Raw genomic sequence first — 18,677 nt, 5'->3', positions numbered from 1 at the left:
TGGGTGGGGATGCGGGGTGTCGTGTCGGCGCGGGGTCAGCCGGCCGGCGGGGCGTTCAGCTCGGTGCCCGTGAACCGGGCCGACGGGCCGGTGGAGCGGGTGGCGAGGGCGCTGAAGTTGGCGTTGAGCTCGTAGATCCAGGTGGCGTTGGAGGCGGAGCGGAAGGTGAAGCCCCAGCGCGGACCGTTGGCGTTGGTGTAGGTGAACGCGGTGGGCTCGGCGGCCGCGCCGTCGGCCACCCGGTCCCAGGTGCGCCAGACTCCGCTGCCCTGCGTGGTCTCGCCCGTGTTGTGGACGCCGCCCGTGGCGTCGCGCACCATGATCTCGGTCAGGCCCGACGCCGGGGAGACCACGGCGGTCGGCGACCCTTCGGCCACCACACCCGCGATGGTGCTCCACGCGCTGTAAGCACCGCCCTCGGTGTCCTGGGTGGTGGTGACGACGTTGCCCTGGCCGTCGTTGGCGAACACGCGGTAGCGGTACCCCGGGTAGACGACGACGGCCGGAGTGCCGGTGACGGTCCGGTCGCCGAGTCCGGTCCAGGACGTGAGGGTGCCGGCCTCGTCGAACCGGGCGGTGACCATCGATCCGGCCGCGTTCCGGCCGAACAGCTGGATACCGTCACGGGCCGGGGCGGCGGTCAGCGGACCGGAGAGGCCGAGGCCGTTCAGCGGCATCCAGGCCATGAACGAGACGTTGGGGCGCTGCTGGATCCGGTACCAGGGCCGTCCGTCCGTGTCGGTGGTGAACTGCACCAGCCTGCCGGTGGCCGTCTTCGTGGTCACGGGGTGCTGGGCCATGGCGCCGCCCAGGGAGAGCCAGGGCTCCCAGTCGGCGGAGGTCTTCGCCTTCTGGTTGAGCTGCCAGATGTCACCCGAGAGGTTGTGTCCCGTGACGACGACCCGGCCGTCCTCGTGCTCCGCGAGAGTCGGACGTCCCGAGAAGGCCTCGTTGCCCGAGACCGTCGCCCACTTCGCCGAGTTGATGTCCGAGGGGTCGGCGATCCTGCCGTGCACGAGGTGGCCGATGTTGTCCGAGTAGGCGATCTCCAGGGAGCCGGAGGAGGACTGCATGATGGCGGCCGGGCTGTACTCCTCCAACCCGGCAGGCACCGATGCCGGGGTGTGGGTGTTGACGATCCGGCACGCGTCGGGCGCACCGGCGACGCTCGTGTAGGCGGCCCAGCCCGAGGCGCCGACCGTCTTCTTGTAGACGGGGAAGTCCCGGATGTTCTCGTCGAAACGGTAGTAGTGCGCGGCTCCGGCCGCGGTGACGCCCATGAGCGTGTCGCCGCCGACCGAGGTGATCCCCTTGGTGTACACGTTCCAGTCGGCCAGGCTCTCGACGACGTGGCGCTCCAGCCAGCGCTGGCTCGCGAAGTCGTAGCGGGAGCGGTACAGACGGCCGTCCGTCGCCGAACGCCCGTACACCACACCCTTGTCGGCCGCCACGATCAGGTTGTACCGCTCCCAGCCCTGGTCGAGGATCTTGCCGCTGTCCGCGGACCAGGCCTCGCCGGCCGAATCGTACGAGAAGGTCCGCAGCACACCCTCGTTGTCCAGCACCCAGATCCGGTCGTCCCGGTCGATGGTGACCTGGTTGCGGTCCTCCGCCTTGGCCAGCCAGCCGAAGTTGTCGCTGATCTTCTTGTGGTGGATGTCCCAGGTGCCCGAGGACCGGTGGCTCAGGTAGAGGCCGTCGGACTTGATCCCGTAGAAGCGTGCCGACTGCCCGGCCAGCATCCTGCCGTACACGTTCCAGCCCGTGTCGATGCTTCCGGCGGTCGGGAGGGTCCCGCCGGTGAGCGGGGTGGGCATGTCGGCGCGCAGCAGTTTGCCCGCCGAGTCGACCGCGTAGGTGGGGCCTGTCGTGGTGCAGGCGGCGGCCTCGGCAGCGTGCGCCGTTCCGGGCAGGGCGACGAGCAGGGGGAACGAGGCGGCCACGGCGGTGGCCGCCGCGATCCACCGAGGAGCGGTACGGGACATGTCTGAGGTCATGCTGCTGGACGCTAGGCGGACGCGGGTGAACGGTGCGGTAGCGAAAGCATGAAGAAGAAACGCTTCAAAATGGCGTGTACATGAACAATGTGTGCCGGTCTCGACACACGGAGATCAGTGGCCCCAGCATCAACAGGTCCGTGGCGTCACGTACTTGGGGGATCCGTGCTGTCGTACCAGAAAATCGTGCGCGGCTTCCTGATGCCCCGACTGGTGCGGGGTCTGTGGGGCAGGACCGTGGCCCTGGCCCTGCTCGTGACGTTCGCGGTGGGCGCGGTGGCCGTGGCGGGGGCGGGTTTCCCGCTCTTCCCCGAACGGCTCCCCGCGGCCGAGGGCCCCGGGCAGCGCTGGGGCAGCGCGGAAGGGCGCAGCCACGAGGCCGACGCCGGGGCCAACACCCGGGCGCCGCGGACGCTGCGCGCCGAGTACCCGGTCACCCCGCCGCCGGCGGCACGTCCTTCCGCCCGCCCCAACGCCGTGAAGGTCACCACGGCACCCACGCCGGAAGTGGAGGGTTTCGACCCGGACACCAGCGAGGAGATCGTCGCCGAACGCGACGCGCACAGCCGCACGTACGCCAACGAGGACGGCACCCTCACCAGCGAGGTGTCCACCTCGCCCGTCAACTACCGCGACAGGGAAGGGACCTGGCAGCCCATCCGGACCGGACTCGCCGAACAGGACGGCGGCTGGACCAACAGGGCCGACGCCGTCGGCCTCGACCTCGCGGACCGGGCGGACGACGAGCGGCTCGTCACCCTCACCCTCGCCTCCGGCGAGCGCTTCGGTTACGCACTCGACGGCGCCGGGGCGGCCGCGGGGAAGGCGGAGGGCAGCCGTGTCACCTACGAGCAGGTCCTGCCGGACACCGACCTGTGGCTCGACTCCCAGGCGGGCGGGGTCAAGGAAACGATCGTTCTGCGGTCTGCCGAAGCCCCCACGCAGTTCGACTTTCCCCTCGCACTCCAGGGCCTGACGGCCCGCACCGAGGACGGCGCGGTCGTCCTCGCGGACACCGAGGGCCGCACGAAGGCGGTCATCCCGGCCGGCTTCATGGAGGACGCAGCAGGCGCGACCTCCCGGGCCGTGCGGTACGAACTGCGGGAGGACGGCGGCCGGCAGACGCTCCGGGTGAGCGCGGACGCCGCCTGGCTCGCCGAACCCGGCCGCGCCTACCCGGTGCGGCTCGACCCCTCCGTCGACGCCACCTCCGCCTCGACCTCGATGTACGTGCGGGACGGCGGGCCGTCCGTCGTCGGGTCGAGCGAGCTCCAGGTCGGCAGGAGCACGACCGGTGCGACGTACTCCTTCCTCGGCTTCCCGGGACTCGACGAGGAGCTGAGCCACCACCGCATCTTCGGCGCCCAGCTCCAGGTCGTGAACTACGACTCGGGATCGTGCCGACCCCGGGCGGTCTCCGTCCACCCGGTCACCGGCTCCTGGACAGAAGGCACAGGCACGGCCTACCCCGGGCCTTCGGTGGCCGGCGCGCTCACCTCCAGGTCGTTCGCCTACGGCCACGTCGCCCTCGGGGCGTCCAGCTCGGCCTGTCCCACCGCCGGTGCGCTCCTCGACCTCGGCAAGGGCGGCCGCGACCTGGTCCAGCGCTGGGTCGACGGCACCCAGCCGAACTACGGCCTGTCGCTGCGCGCCTCACCCACGGACACCCTCGCGTTCAAGAGGTTCACCGGGCACGCCACCGCCAACCCGCCGAAGCTCTTCGTCACGCACTCCCCGTACAGCGCCACCTACTCCTTCCCGAGCCCCGTCCCCGACCCGCCGGTCCTCCAGAACCAGGCCGGCAAGGTCAAGGTCAAGGTCACCAACAAGGGTGCGGAGACCTGGACACCGAGCACCTACTACCTCGCCTACCGGGCCTACGACGCCAAGGGCCACCTGGTCACGCAGCAGCGCACCGCCAACCTGGGCGGCAATGTGGCGCGTGGGTCCACGGCCACGGTGGAGGCGACGATCAAGGCCCTGCCACCGGGCGCGTACATGCTGGACTTCACCATGGTCCGCACCGGCGGCAAGGTGTTCACGGACGAACAGGTGCCGCCCGGAAGGCTCACCCTCCAGGTCTTCGACATCGCCCCCGTGGTCAAGGAGCAGTTCCCGCCCAACGGATACCAGGCACAGACCCTGACCCCGCAGCTGTGGGCGAGCGGTGTCGACATCGATGCCCTGCCCGGGTCGTCCCTCCAGTACAAGTACGAGATCTGCGAGGCGGACAAGGACGGCAAGCCCGTCGCGTGCACCACCTCCGCGTACCAGACGGCCTCTGCCTACCCGGTACCGGCCGGACGCCTGAAATGGGGCACGACCTATCTGTGGCGGGGCTTCGTCAAGGACGCGTCCAACGAGGTGCCCACCGCCCAGGTCGCCCTGATCGCGGCGGTCCCGCAGCCCGAGATCACCTCGCGGCTGTCCCAGGCACAGGGCCAGGAGTTCGATCCGAACGTCGGCAACTTCACCACCTCGGCCGTCGACGCCTCGATCAGCGCCGTCGGCCCCGCCCTCACACTCGTCCGTACGTACAACAGCCTCGACCCCCGGCGCGACCTCGCGTTCGGCGCGGGCTGGACCACCCGGTACGACATGAGGATCACCCCTGACAACGACGGCAGCGGCAATGTCGTGCTCCGCTACCCCGACGGCCAGGACGTCCGGTTCGGCAGGAACGCCGACGGCACCTTCGCCCCGCCGCCGGGCCGCTACGCCAAGCTCACGTACGACGCCACCGCCAACACCTACGCCTTCCAGGACAAGTCGGGGACCACCTACGACTTCTCCACCGGCGGTCTGCTCGTCAGGATCACCGACGCGTCCTCGAACGTCGTCAACTACACGTGGTCGTCGGGCAAGCTGCAGAGCGCCCGCCACGCCCGTAGCGGCCGGACCATGACCTTCACCTGGACCGGTTCCCACGTCACCGGGGTCTCCACCACCGCCGTCGGCGCGGCGGCCCGGACGTGGACGTACGGCTACACCGGCGATGTGCTCGACAGCGTCTGCGACCCGCTCGGCGGATGCACCCGGTACGGCTACGGGAAGGGCAGCCACTACGCCACCGGGGTGCTCGACGCCCGTCCCGAGTCGTACTGGCGGCTGGGTGAGGACGAGGGCACCGCGGCCGGGAGCGCCAAGGAGACGAACCTCGGCAAGGACCGGGGCACCTACAAGGACGTGACGCTCGCCCAGGGCGGGGCGCTGAGCGGTGACACGTCCACGGCGGCCAGGTTCAACGGCACCAGCTCACGTGTGGACCTGCCGGCCGGGACCCTCAAGCGCAGCCGTGACACCGCGGTCGAGGTGTGGTTCAAGACCATCGCCGCGGGGACCGGCGGCCCGCTGATCGGTTATCAGGACAAGGCCCTGGGCACGGCACCGGGCGTCGGTGTGCCCGCCCTGTACGTCGGCAACGACGGGAAGCTGCGCGGCCAGTTCTGGACGGGATCGGTGTCCCCGATCACGGACATCACCAAGAACGTCAACGACGGCCAGTGGCACCACGCCGTGCTCTCCCTGTCCGGCTCCACACAGTCCCTGTACCTCGACGGGAAGCTGTCCGGGACCCTCACGGGCAAGCAGCCGGTCGCCGGCGAGCTCACCCACAACCAGATCGGAGCGGCCCACGCCTCGACCCCGGCCTCCTGGCCGGGCTGGGGCACCACCGGAGCGCGCTCCTTCAACGGCACCATCGACGAGGTGGCCGTCTACCACCACCCGCTGGGAGCCGAGGCGGCCGCCGGCCACTACCGCGAGGCCACCCGCACCGCGGACGTGCTGACCGGGACGACGCTGCCCTCCGGCCGCAAGGCCTCGGAGGTGTCGTACGACGTCTCCCGGGACCGGGTCGAGGAGTACACCGACAGCAACGGCGGGACCTGGAAGATCGGCCGGCCCGCAGTCTTCGGCAACGACGAGGACCTCCGCCGCACGGTCGAGGTCCACGACCCGGCGGACTCCCCGTACTTCTACGAGTACGACGGCCTGACCGGCCAGATGCTGCGCTACGGCACGCCGTTGGGGCTGGGCGTGCCGGAGCCGGGGGAGTCCCCCGGCCCGGAGGACCCGCCGGAGCAGATCTGCACCGAACCGGACCCGGGGGACCCGTCGTTCTGCACCAACCCGCCCGGCGACGGCGGCAGTGAGCCGGACTTCATCCGGCACCCCGTCGAAGGCGTCGCGATCCAGAGCTACGAGTACGACGACAAGGGCAACCAGACCGGTGTCGTCAGCGAGACCGGTGACAAGGTCACCCTCGGCTACGACGACCGCTCCAACGTGATCAGCCGGACCACGTGCCGGGCCAAGGACGACTGCCAGACCGCCTGGACCACGTACCCCACGCCCTCCGGCGACCTGGACCTGCGGGCCGACCAGCCGTCCGAGACACGGGACGGCCGCTCCACCGGCCCCACGGACAACCGCTTCCGCACGCAGTACAAGTACGACGCCCGCGGTCTGCTCACCCAGCAGGTCTCCCCGGACAACGGCACCGTCAGGAACACGTACACGACGGGGGCCGAGCCCGCGGTCGGCGGCGGCAACACGCCCACCGGTCTGCCGCTGACGTCGACCGACCCGCGGAGCAAGGTCACCCGCTACCGGTACTTCAGCAGCGGCGACCTGGCACAGATCACCGAACCCTCCGGCCTGGTCACCTCGTTCACGTACGACGCGATCGGCCGCAAGCTGACCGAGACCACCGTCTCCGACTCCCGGCCCGCCGGCGAGACCGTGACCATCACCTACGACGCGCTGAACCGCACCGTCTCCACCACCGAACCGGCCACCACCAACGTCGTCACCCTGCGGAAGCACCAGCAGCGCACGACCACCTCGTACGACGCCGACGGCAACGTCGTCGGCACCGAGGTCAGCGACGTGCTCGGGGGAGACGAGCCGCGCTCCATGACGTTCGAGAACGACGAGCACGGGCGTCCGGTGACGGTGACCGACGCGGAGGGCAGCGAGACGGCCTACACCTACGACGCGCTCGGCAACCGCGCGTCGATGGTCGACGCCAACGGCAACCACTTCGACTACGCCTACACCGCGCGCAGCTCGATGGCCGAAGCCCGGCTGCGCGACTGGGACGACGACGGCGGGGACGACGACTACACGGTCCTGCAGTCGTACGCGTACGACATGGCCGGCCGCGTCGCCCGGCACACCGACGCGATGGGCCGCACCATCGCCTACGGGTACTACGGCGACGACCTGGTCAAGTCGGTGACGCTGGAGGACTTCCACGACCCCGACGGCAGCACGCGGGACATCGTCGTGTCGGCCAACACCTACGACGGCGCGGGCAACCTCCTGGAGGAGAAGGGCAACAACGGCAGACTCGTCACCGCGTACACCTACGACTCGGTCGGCCGCACCACGTCGGAGGTCACCGACCCCGACGGCCTGGCCCGCCGCACCACGTACACCTACGACCTCGCCGGAAACGTGCAGACCGTCGCCAGCGGCGGCGCCGCCTCCAACGTGCCGTGGCCGGTCAACGCGACGCCGGAGACCGTCCGCTACACCTACGACGACGCCGGCAACGCCGAGCAGGAGACCGTCCAGGGCGTCACCGAGAGCCGGACCACCGTCTACGACTACGACCAGCGCGGCCTGGTGTCGTCCGTGACCGACCCGGGCGGCAACCGGACGGACTACGCCTACGACGAGATCGGCCGGCCGCTGTCCACCACCGCGCCGGAGGTGCTGACGGAGACCGCCGCCTCCACCCCGACCATGTCCCGCCCCACCACCTACACCGGGTACGACACCTTCGGGGCGGTCACCGAGTCCGTCGACGCGCTCGGCAACGTCAACCGCACCACCTACGACCGGCTGGGCCGGACATCCACCGCGACCGCTCCCGACTACCTGGCGCCGGGCGCCGCACGGGCCGTCACCCCCCGTGTCGGCTACGCCTACGACGCCCTGGGCAACACGGTGGAGTCCACCGACCCGCGCGGCGCCGTCACCAGCTACACCTACGACCGGCAGAACAGGCTCACCTCGAAGAAGGTGCCCGTCGGCCAGGACGACGAACGCGGCGAGTGGTCGTACACGTACACCCGCACCGGTCAGCTCCTGTCGGTCACCGACCCGACGGGCGCGCGGGCGGAGACGACCTACGACGACCTGGACCGGCCGGTCACGAGCACGGAGATCGAACGCAAGCCACAGCCGGGGGCGTTCACGACCCGCAACACCTATGACGACGCGGGCAACGTCGTCCGGCAGACCCTGCCCGGCGGCGGCGACAGCACCTTCGTGTACGACGGGCTCGGACAGCTGGTCCGGGCCACCGATCCGGGCAACGTGGTCAGCCACCTCGGCTACGACATGAGCGGACGTGAGGTCCGCACCACCGACGGCCAGGGACGCACCTCGGCCAAGACGTACGACACCCTGGGCCGGCTCGTCGAGGACTCCGACCTCGACGCCACCAACAGCCCGATCCGCGAGGTCACCTACGGATACGACGCCGGCGGCAACCTGACCTCGGCCACCGACCCGCTGGGCGGCGTCACCAGCTACGAGTACGACGCCCTGGGCCGGCTCACGAGCCAGCGCGAACCGGTGACCGACGAGAAGTCGATCACCACGTCCTTCGGTTACGACGCGCTCGGCAACCGCACCCGCTACACCGACGGGCGGGGCAACGCGACGCTGTACACGCTCAACACGCTCGGCCTGACCGAGTCCGTGACCGAACCCGCCACGGAGAGGGACCCGGGCCTCGCGGACCGTACCTGGACCACTTCGTACGACGTGGGAGGCCTGCCGGTGAAGGTCGTGGCCCCGGGCGGAGTCGTCCGGGAACGCACCTACGACCGGGCCGGGCTGCTCGTGGGGGAGACCGGCAGCGGCGCAGAGTCCGAGACCGCGGCCAGGACGTTCCGGTACGACGCGGCCGGCCGCCTCACCCGGGCGTCCGCGCCCGGGGGCGACAACACGTACACGTACGACGACCGCGGTGCGCTGCTCGAGGCGGCCGGCCCCTCGGGGGACGCCACCTACGCGTACAACAGCGACGGCCTGCTCGTCTCCCGCACGGACGCGGCCGGTACGGCGAGCTTCGGCTGGACCAGCCGGCAGCTGACCTCCGCGACCGACCCGCTCACGGGCAGCACCCAGAACTACGGGTACGACAGTTCGGGCGCGGTCGATCGGATCGACTACGGTGCGGGCCAGTCACGCGAGTTCACGTACGACGAACTGGGCCGCCTGGACACCGACACGGTGTCCACGTCCACCGGTGCGCCCATCGCCTCGACCGATTACGGCTACGACAGCGACGACCACCTGACCAGCAAGAAGACCGCCGGTACGGCCGACGCGGGTGAGAACACCTACGGCTACGACGACGCCGGCCGGCTGACCTCCTGGACCAGCGAGGGCACCACCACCGAGTACGGCTGGGACGACAGCGGGAACAGGACCGGGAACGGTGAGAAGGCCGCCACCTTCGACGAGCGCAACCGGCTGCTGTCGGACGGGGACTACACCTACGACCACACGGCCCGCGGCACCCTCGCCTCCCGGACCAGCTCGGGCCTGACCGAGGAGTTCGCCTTCGACGCCTTCGACCGGATGACGACGGCGGGTGAGTCGGGTACCGAGTACACCTACGACTCGCTGGACCGCGTCGCGTCCCGCAACGGCGCGGACTTCAGTTACGCCGGTCTCACGCCTGACCCGGTCAAGGACAACAACTCCACCTACGGGCGCGGGGCCTCGGACGAGATCCTCTCCGTCCTGGAGGGCACCGGAGACGCGCAGCTGACCGTCACCGACAAACACGGCGACGTCGTCGGGGACATGTCGGCGACCGACGGTACGGCCTCCGCCCTGACGGCGTCCACGGTCTACGACCCCTTCGGGGAGACGGCCGGCGACACCACCGGCAACGCCGGCTACCAGGGCGACTGGACCGACCCGGACACCGACCAGGTCAACATGGGAGCCCGCTGGTACGACCCGGGCACCGGGGCGTTCGATTCGCGCGACTCCTACACCTACGCCTCCGGCAGCTCGATCCTGGCCAACCGGTACACCTACGGCGCCGGATCGCCCATGGACTACAGCGACCCTGACGGGCACTGGCCGAGCTGCGGGTTCTGCTCGAAGGTCATAAAGAAGATCAAGAACAACAAGTACGTGAAGAAGGCGTACAAGACCGCCAAGAGGGTCAAGGACGCGGTCGTCTACGCGGTCCGCAACCCCCGTGCCGCCCTCAGCAAGGCCCTCGACTTCGCGGGGAGGGCGGTCAACTACCTCTACCGGAAGTCCGGCCTCAAGACGATCGTCGACTACGGGAAGAAGATCTACCGGTCCGCCGAGAAGCAGACGCGCGAGTGGGCGAGAGAGAAGGCCGCACAGGCCAGACAGGCGTACCACGCGGCGAGAGCGGCGGTCACCAAGAAGGCCAGACAGTTCGCCGCCCAGGTGGCGAAGCACAATCCGATACCGGCCATCACCGCCGCGATGAAACCGCTGATCACGATCGGCGTCGCGATCGTCACGGCCGATCCCAACCTTCCGGCGATGCTGGTCAACGCCGCGGCGGACGTGATCCAGGACGTCGCGAAGGCGACCGACGCGCTCCGTGACGCGGTGGCCCAGCAGGTCGGGGCGGTCGTCGAGACGGTCAAGGACGCCGCCGACTGGGGCGCGGTGTGGGAGGGCGTCAAGGACGTCGGCAACTTCGTCGGTGAGGTCACCGGCTTCAACGACATCAAGGCCTGCGTCACCACGGGCGACATGGAGGCGTGTGCCTGGGCCGCGGCCACCGTCGGCGGACTGGTCCTCGGAGGCGCGGGCGCGGGCGTGGTCCGTGCGGCGAAGGCCGGGCGGATGATGTCGAAGGCCGCGAAGTACGCGGACGACATCGGGAAGGCCGCCGACAAGCTGGAGCAGGTCGAGACGGCGGTCGACCGCGTCGAGACGGCCGTCTCCTGCACGAGCATGGCCGCGGACGCCATCGGCAACAGCTTCGTCGCCGGCACCGAGGTGGTGATGGCCGACGGCTCCCGCAGACCGATCGAGGAGGTCGAGGCGGGGGACGAGGTCCAGGCGACCGACCCGACGACGGGGAAGACCTCCGACGAGGAGGTCACGGCCACGATCAGGGGCGAGGGCCTCAAGCACCTGGTCCATCTGACGGTCGACACGGACGGCGACCGGGGGGACGCCACGGACGTCATCACCGCGACCGTCGGTCACTCCTTCTGGGCGCCCTCCCTCGGCGAGTGGGCCACCGCCGGCGAACTCGAAGCGGGCCAGTACCTGCGGACGGGCGGCGGTTCATGGGTCCAGGTGACGAAGGTCGCCGACTCCACGCGCTCGGAGCGGGTCTTCAACCTCTCGGTGGACAGCGTCCACACGTACTACGTGGCTGCGGGTGACAAAAGCGTCCTCGTTCACAATATGGGGCGGAAGCCCGGGCAGCGACCCAACTACGATGCTGAAGGGCCGCACACGACGTTCGTCCGCCACGGCGACACGGGACGAATCAAGAAGTACGCCGAGTGGGCTCCGCAGACGAATCCCCGCAACCCGGCTCCGTTCGAACCCGTGAAGCGGTTCGACCTGGAAGGGCCGGAGCACACGAACGCGGATGGCACAGTCGTGCCGACCCCTCACATCAACTCACCGAACGGCGGCGACGCGCGTGCACCCGAAGACTGGGAAAAGCCCCTCGGATGCTCCTGAAGGGCATCAGGGAATGCGTTTCATCCCATCCTGGTACGCATCCAACTGCGACGGGGAATGGGAGCACGAATACGGCATCAGAATGGCCACGACGGACAATCCCGGGTGGCACATCGAGATCGACGTGAGCGAGACGGACATGGAGAGCGCGAACGTGGAACGCGTGAGGCGCGATCTTCCAGGGGGAGGGTGGATGATCGCTTGGAACGACGGAACCGTCTTCCACGCGGCCTGCGACCCACTCTCCCTCCACGAGGTGGACGCGTTCTTCGAGGAGCTGGCCGGACGAACCGCTCCTGGCTCCGGAGAGCCTTCGCTCTGAGAGATGCCTGCGCCGAGGACCGTGGGTGCAGGGCAGGTCCGGGCGGCCGGGGGGCGGACGTGAACACCGTCGGGCGGTAACCGACGCCCTGCGAGTGGCTGTGGTCCGTGTACGGCCGCAGCGGGTGCCGCGTTCCCCGGCTCCGCTCCGGCCCTCAGCCCACCCGCTCCCGCAGCCGGACCTTCGCCGCCTGGGCCGCCATCGCCCGCTTCAGCCGGGGGCCGAACGGCTTCTCCACGAAGCGGTGCAGCAGGTAGGCCAGGACGAGCATGGACGCCACCGCCGCGACCACCGTCACCTGCGGCGGCAGGTGCAGCGCGCGGTTCATGATGCGGATCGCGAACCAGCCCAGATGTTCGTGCAGCAGGTAGAACGGGTAGGTGAGCGCGCCGGCGACCGTCAGCCAGCGCCAGTTCGCCCAGCCGAGCCGGCCCGTGGCCACCGCGGCCACCGCGACGAACGCCAGCGTCACGATCGCCTGGATGACGTACGGGGAACGTACGAAGTCGCCCTCCATGCCGGGGTGCCAGAGGGCCGTGACCGAGTAACGCTGGCCGAGGAGCCAACTGGTCAGCACGATGCCCCACAGCAGCAGGTCGCTGCCGTAGCGGTGGATCAGATAGAGGGCCAGGCCGCCGATGAAGTACGGGGCATGGTCCCGCATCACCAGGACGTCGGTGAGCGGGCTCTGGACGACCCGGGCGAACACGGACGCGAAGATCCAGCCGATGCAGAAGACGACCACCCGGCGGTAGGTCACACCCCGCCAGACCACGAACACGGCGAAGAGCAGGTAGAACCGCATCTCCACCCAGAGGGTCCAGCACACCCCGAGTACCCGGTCCACCCCCATCGGCTGCTGCAGCATGGTGAAGTTGACGAGGAGCTCGTTCAACGGCAGCGGCCGGACCACCACCGGCAGCAGTACCGCGGCAGCGGTGATGATGACGATCGCGGCCCAGTAGGCGGGGTAGAGACGGGCGACGCGGGAACGGAAGAAGTCCCCCGGGCCCCTGCCCCAGCTGCTCATGCAGATCACGAAGCCGCTGATGATGAAGAACAGCTGCACCCCGAGACTGCCGTACGTCGCGAACGACGACAGCGTGGGGAACTTCAGCGCCGGCGACTGCCCCCAGGCCTCGGCCACCGGGCCGTTCTTGCCGGCGTAGTGGTACAGGCAGACCATCAGGGCGGCCAGGATGCGCAGCCCGTCCAGGGCACGCAGGCGGCCCCCGCGTTCGGCGGGGCGGGGTTCCGGGCGGTCGATCGGTGCCTGGGCAGGCAGGGGCGGCGCGCTTGTCACTTCGGTGGTCCTTCCACGTCTTCCACGGTCTTCCCCCCCCGGGAAGACGGACGGTCGTGCGTGACTTCAGCTGCCGTTGACCCGGCCCGCCCCCGGCAGGCGGCGGCTCGCCGCACGCTGCCAGGTCCTGGCCTGCCGTGCGAACCTGCGCACGGTGGGGTTACGGGGGAGGAAGTCGAACTGAGGAGGCAGCGCTCCGGGCAGGGCGAGTGCCGTCAGACGGCGGCGCCGGAAGTAGCGGTTCCGGCCGGACGCGGACTGCTGGGCCAGGAACGCCTCGGCCGCCGGGCGCAGCTGCGGGTAGATCTTCGGCTGCATCGCGAAGCCGACGGCGGTGACCAGTCCGGTGAACTCCCGCCGGACGCCGTTCTCGTCCGGCAGGGCCCACGCGGAGACCTCCGCCGGGTCCTCCAGATCGGGCAGCAGGGCGTCGACGATGGTCAGCGGTACCCGGTTGCTGTTCTGGTACGGGGTCAGACCGCTGAGCAGTGTGTCCGTGCCGATCCGGGCGACGGGGATGCCGTAGAAGGAGGCGGCGGTCAGCAGAGCCGTCGAGAACGCGCCGACGACGAGCGCCGGGTTCAGCCGCTGATAGACGACCTCGGCGATGACGGGAGCGTCCAGGACGGTCAGTTCTGCTCCCAGTCGCTCCGCCTCCATCTCCAGCGCGCGTGACCAGCCGGCCGGCGCGGAGGGGTGCGGCTTGAAGACGATCCGGCGGTGTCCGAGCTCGACGGCTCCGCGCACCATCCGTACATGGAGGTCCTCCTCCTCCGCGGGCGTCAGGACGTCGATGGCCGACAGGTACTGACCGAGCAGCAGCGCCGGAGCGTCCTGTTCCCGCTGGGCGGTGAACGCCGGTGCGGCATCGGACAGTTCTGACAGCACCTTGAGGAATTCGGCCGTGGGGACGATCTCGGGCGCGACGTCGAACTCGGACAGCAGCAGGGGCCTGAGGCCGGGTACCAGATCCAGGTGGAGGAGCCGCTGGACACGGGTGCCGATCAGCGGGTCGATCTTGCTCCGCGTCGGGCCGTAACTCATCAGCCCGTCGGCGTAGACGTGGACGGGGCTCTCGCTGAAGATCTTCGCGACGGCGCTGGACGGATTCGCCTGGATGGACTCGCAGGCGATCTCCACCGGCCCGTCACCGAGGTCCCAGGCCAGACGCAGATACCGCTCCCAGAGCAGGGTGTCCTGGTCGCGCGGGAACCAGCCCGCCGGGTGGAAGGGGCTGATGAAGTCGTTCCAGGAGATCACGGTGTCGAATTCGGGCCGCAGGCACTCGAATCCGTCCATCCGGTCGAGCGGGGTGCCCACTTCCGGGGCGTAGGAGGTGTCGCTGACGACCAGCAGCCGACGGTGTTCGTCGCGCGGGCCGAACAGGCCCGCCCGGATCGCGGCGGTGACCGTGGCGGCCGCGTACTGCGAGCAGGCGAAGAAGAGCTGGGTGGAACGGCGGCCGGACATCAGGTGGAGGCTCCTGTGGTGACGGAGGGGGCGGTCCCCGCGGGGACCGGACGGCGTCGGACTCGGCGGAGCCGCGCCGCCCGCTGGTCACCGAGCGAGTCCAGGGTGTCGTTGAGGAGGTCCTGCGGGAGCCGCTGGAGTGCCGCCGCGCTCATGGAGCGCAGCTTGCGTGCGACGGCCGGTTCGAACCGCTCGATGGAGTCCAGGTGGTGCGCCATGACGGCCGCGTAGGTACGGACGGCCTTCGGCAGCAGCCTGTCCGCCTCGGGATCCCGCGCCGTCTCCTCGATGACCTGGTCGAAGGCCCGGATGAAGTCGAGCTGACGCACGTCGCCGATCTGGGTGAGCGAGGAGGCGACACCGCGCCGGTAGAACACGCCGAGCAGGCCGACCGCGGCGAAGCTCTCCGCCTCCCGGTGCAGCCGCCAGATCCACGGCCGGTCCTCGGCGGTCCGCAGTCCGTGGGTGAAGTGCAGCAGCCCGCGGTCGACGAGGCGGCGGTGGTAGATGCCGGCCCAGGCGTACGGGTAGTCCACCGACGTGGTGCGGTCGGCCGGAAGGATGGCGTCCCGCGGGCTGAAGGGAACGCCCCGCAGCCCGTGCGGCACCCGGTGCACTGTCCTGGCCCTGCCGGTGACCTGCACGTGGTCGGCCCGTACGAAGTCGCACCCCAGGTCCTCGGCGGCGGCGAGCAGCCGCTCGTAGTAGCCGGGAGCCAGCCAGTCGTCGCCGTCCAGGAAGGTGAGGTACTCACCCGTGGCGGCATCCAGACCGGTGTTGCGCGCGGTGGCGAGCCCGCCGTTCTGTTCGTGTCTGATCACGACCGCCCCGGGGATGTCGTCCCGCGCGCGGCGCAGGATGTCGAACGTCCCGTCCGTGGAACAGTCGTCGACGAGGATGAACTCGAAGTCCTCACGCGCGTTCGCGCGCAGGCTTCTGAGGGTGTCGGGCGCGTATGTCTGCACGTTGTAGAACGGCACGATGACGGAGAGCTTAACCACGGGCTTCACGCTAGGCGGCGGCCTGTCATGCGGCTTGTCCCCCGAAAGGACAAGGGATGAACGGGCCGTGTCGGCTCCGTTAACCTGCCCGCCCCACCTGGCCGAAGAGGCCCTCGGAGGGACCGATCCCCAAGCGTCGGCGGGCTGTTAACCATCTGTTGCCCCCGCGTTGGGCCGCTCCTCGTTATGCCTTCCTAGCTTCTTGGACGTGCCTCCCCGTACCGATGAAACGGCCGCTCCGGCCGATACCCCGACAGCCGGCCGTGCGGCCCTCCGCATAGCCGTGCTCGCCGACTCCGACACCCGCTGGAAATGGGGCGCGCTCACCGCGCGCCGTCTCTCAGGGGCCGCGGAGTCCGGCGCGACGGAGCGTCCCGTCGAGATCAGCGGGCTGCTGCTGCGCGGCCGGGCGACACCGACACCCCGCCAGCTCGCCGAGGTCGGCGAGGTCGGGGTCGACTCCGGCCGGGTCCGTGAGGTGACCGCCGTAGAGTTCCTGCACACGGTGCGGGACGAGGCGTACGACGTCGTCGTCCTCGCCCTCGTCGGCGGCGCGGTCCAGGCGATGCTGCACGGCCTGGCCGCACTCGAACTGCCCCGCAGGCCCGTCGTCGTCACCGGCTACGTCGGAGTCGTCTACGAGAAGCTCGCCGACGGACTCCTGCTGCGCCACGGCGCGGACGTCGTCCTCGCCAACTCCCGCCACGACGCCGCGCGCTTCCGCGCCGTGTACGAGGGCGTCGGCGCCGACGCGTCGTCCGTCACCGAGGCGGCCCTGCCGTTCCTCGGCGGGGAACCGCACCGCGCGCAGGAGGGGCGCGACACCGTCGTGTTCGCCGCCCAGCCCTCCGTGCCGGCGTCCCGCGCCGACCGCATGTATCTGCTGCGCCGGCTCGTCGAGCACGCCAGGCTGCACCCCGGCCGCGAGGTGCTGCTGAAACTGCGCTCCAAGCCGGGGGAGCACACCACACACATCGAGGAACTCCCCTACCAGCGGCTCACGGAGCGCCTGCCCGGCGGCCTGCCGCCCAACTTCAGCCTCGTGTACGGACACATGGGCGAGGTCCTGGACCGCACCGACCTGCTGGTCACCGTGTCCTCGACCGCCGCACTGGAGTCCCTGCACCGGCGGATCCCGACCGCGGTCCTCTCCGACCTCGGTGTCCGCGAGACCCTCGGCAACCACCACTTCGTCGGCTCGGGCCTGATCACGTCCTGGGACCACCTCGACGGCGGCATGCGCCCGGAGCCCGACGAGGAGTGGCTCGCCGGCCAGGGTGTCGCCGCCGACGGCACGTACGCCTCCGCCTACGACGCGGCCCGCGGCCGCGTCCAGGCACTGCTGGCCGCCGGGCCGCTTCCCCGCCTCGCCCCCTACTACACACCCGCCACCGCGCCCGGATACCTCCCCGGCATCCTCGCCCGCCACCACCTGGGCCCCGACGGCCACCCGCTTCCCGGCGCCGTCACGCCGAAGGAGACGGGCCGGGTCCGCGGCGCGGTCCGCGAAACCGTACGCAACGCGGCGCGCGGCGCCTACCGCCACGGCGTCCAGCGGGTCGCCCCCGTGATCCGTCGGATGGGCGAGCTGTGACCACCGATCCAGGAGCAACCATGACCCCGTCCCCCACCGTGCTCGCCGTGATCCCCGCCCGCGGCGGATCCAAGGGCGTGCCCGCGAAGAACCTCGCCCGGGTCGGCGGCGTACCGCTCGTCGCCCGCGCCGTCCGCGCCTGTCTCGCCTCGCCCGAGGTCACCGACGTCGTCGTCACCACCGACGACCCGGCGATCGCCGCGGCGGCCCGAGCGGCGGGGGAGGCGCTCGGGGAGGACGCCCGGCTGCACTGCGTCCAGCGCCCCGCCGCCATCGCCGGTGACACGGCGACCAGCGAGGACGCCGTCCTGCACGCCCTGCACGCCTACGAGGCGACGGCCCACGGCCGCAAGGCCGACGTGGTGCTCCTGGTCCAGTGCACGAGCCCCTTCATCACCCGCGCGGACATCGACGGCGTCGCCACCGCGGTCGCCCGTGACGGCGCCGACACCGCCGTCACCGTGGCCCCCTTCCACGGCTTCGTGTGGCGCGACGGAAGCGCGGTCGAGGACGACACCTACGGCGTCAACCACGACAAGTCCGTACGCCCCCGCCGCCAGGACCGGCCCCAGGACTACCTGGAGACCGGCGCCGCCTACGCCATGGACGTCGAGGGCTTCCGTACCCACCGCCACCGCTTCTTCGGTCACACGGCGCTCGTACGGACCGACCCCGCCCGGGTCCTGGAGATCGACGATCCGCACGACCTGGCCCGTGCCCGCGCCCTCGCACCGCTCCTGGACCCCTCGCCCTACCCCACCCGGGCGGACGTCGACGCCGTGGTCCTCGACTTCGACGGCACCCAGACCGACGACCGCGTCCTCATCGACTCGGACGGCCGCGAGATCGTCGCCGTGCACCGGGGCGACGGTCTCGGGACCGCCGCCCTGCGCCGGGCCGGCCTGCCGGTCCTGATCCTCTCCACGGAACAGAACCCGGTCGTCGCCGCCCGCGCCCGCAAACTCCAGGTCCCCGTCCTGCACGGCATCGACCGCAAGGACCTGGCGCTCAAGCAGTGGTGCGAGGAGCAGTCCATCGCTCCCGACCGCGTGCTCTACGTCGGCAACGACGTCAACGACCTGGCCTGCTTCGGCCTGGCGGGCTGGCCCGTCGCCGTGGCGAACGCCCACGACTCGGTACGCGCCGCCGCGCGCGCCGTGACCACCAACCCCGGTGGCTCCGGGGCCATCCGCGAGATCGCGGCCTGGCTCCTGGGCCCCACGCTCACCCCCTCCACCGAAGTCCCCGCGACCCCCACCAAGTAAGG

Annotated in this window: 8 protein-coding genes; 4 read left to right on the top strand and 4 right to left on the bottom strand. The window is 70.6% G+C overall.

Features of this window, described 5'->3' with window-relative positions; translation table 11 throughout:
* Positions 1-35 precede the first annotated feature (35 nt).
* Positions 36-1,997, bottom strand: coding sequence for a DUF8189 domain-containing protein (locus P8A20_RS13625; RefSeq protein WP_147959182.1), 1,962 nt, complete (start codon positions 1,995-1,997; stop codon positions 36-38).
* 186 nt (positions 1,998-2,183) lie between these two features.
* Here P8A20_RS13625 and P8A20_RS13620 point away from each other — a divergent pair, with 186 nt between their 5' ends.
* Positions 2,184-11,720: a LamG-like jellyroll fold domain-containing protein gene (locus P8A20_RS13620; RefSeq protein WP_306103580.1), complete on the top strand. Its 9,537-nt coding sequence runs from the start codon at positions 2,184-2,186 to the stop codon at positions 11,718-11,720.
* On the top strand, positions 11,626-12,042 hold the full coding sequence (locus tag P8A20_RS13615) for an Imm53 family immunity protein (RefSeq protein ID WP_371934396.1): 417 nt from the start codon (positions 11,626-11,628) through the stop codon (positions 12,040-12,042). The genes P8A20_RS13620 and P8A20_RS13615 overlap by 95 nt, the downstream gene beginning before the upstream one ends.
* A 154-nt stretch (positions 12,043-12,196) precedes the next feature.
* Here P8A20_RS13615 and P8A20_RS13610 read toward each other — a convergent pair whose 3' ends face one another.
* From P8A20_RS13610 to P8A20_RS13600, 3 genes are all read right to left on the bottom strand, one after another.
* Positions 12,197-13,345 (bottom strand): acyltransferase family protein, encoded by a 1,149-nt coding sequence (locus P8A20_RS13610; RefSeq protein ID WP_306103578.1) that lies wholly within the window; start codon positions 13,343-13,345, stop codon positions 12,197-12,199.
* A gap of 66 nt (positions 13,346-13,411) precedes the next feature.
* Entirely contained in the window at positions 13,412-14,815 is a 1,404-nt protein-coding gene (locus P8A20_RS13605) for a polysialyltransferase family glycosyltransferase (protein ID WP_147959186.1), read from the bottom strand.
* Positions 14,815-15,816 carry a glycosyltransferase family 2 protein gene (locus tag P8A20_RS13600; protein ID WP_306103577.1) on the bottom strand — a complete coding sequence of 334 codons (1,002 nt, stop codon included), beginning with the start codon at positions 15,814-15,816 and terminating at the stop codon, positions 14,815-14,817. Before P8A20_RS13600 ends, P8A20_RS13605 begins: the two co-directional genes overlap by 1 nt.
* Before the next feature lie 208 nt (positions 15,817-16,024).
* Between P8A20_RS13600 and P8A20_RS13595 the strand changes: the two genes are divergently transcribed.
* Both P8A20_RS13595 and P8A20_RS13590 read left to right on the top strand, forming a co-directional pair.
* On the top strand, positions 16,025-17,410 hold the full coding sequence (locus P8A20_RS13595) for a DUF6716 putative glycosyltransferase (protein WP_306103576.1): 1,386 nt from the start codon (positions 16,025-16,027) through the stop codon (positions 17,408-17,410).
* 20 nt (positions 17,411-17,430) lie between these two features.
* Positions 17,431-18,675 (top strand): acylneuraminate cytidylyltransferase, encoded by a 1,245-nt coding sequence (locus P8A20_RS13590; RefSeq protein ID WP_306103575.1) that lies wholly within the window; start codon positions 17,431-17,433, stop codon positions 18,673-18,675.
* Positions 18,676-18,677: the final 2 nt, after the last annotated feature.

Origin of the sequence: Streptomyces sp. Alt3 (genome assembly GCF_030719215.1) — a bacterium.
Classification (GTDB): domain Bacteria; phylum Actinomycetota; class Actinomycetes; order Streptomycetales; family Streptomycetaceae; genus Streptomyces; species Streptomyces glycanivorans.
The sequence above is the reverse complement of the archived record's forward strand: the minus strand, read 5'-3'. Positions and strand labels throughout refer to the sequence as shown.

Coding starts and splice junctions, on each gene's coding strand:
- P8A20_RS13625 (WP_147959182.1), bottom strand. CDS start 1,997: ATGACCTCAGACATGTCCCGTACCGCTCCTCGGTGGATCGCGGCGGCC.
- P8A20_RS13615 (WP_371934396.1), top strand. CDS start 11,626: ATGGCACAGTCGTGCCGACCCCTCACATCAACTCACCGAACGGCGGCG.
- P8A20_RS13605 (WP_147959186.1), bottom strand. CDS start 14,815: ATGTCCGGCCGCCGTTCCACCCAGCTCTTCTTCGCCTGCTCGCAGTAC.
- P8A20_RS13590 (WP_306103575.1), top strand. CDS start 17,431: ATGACCCCGTCCCCCACCGTGCTCGCCGTGATCCCCGCCCGCGGCGGA.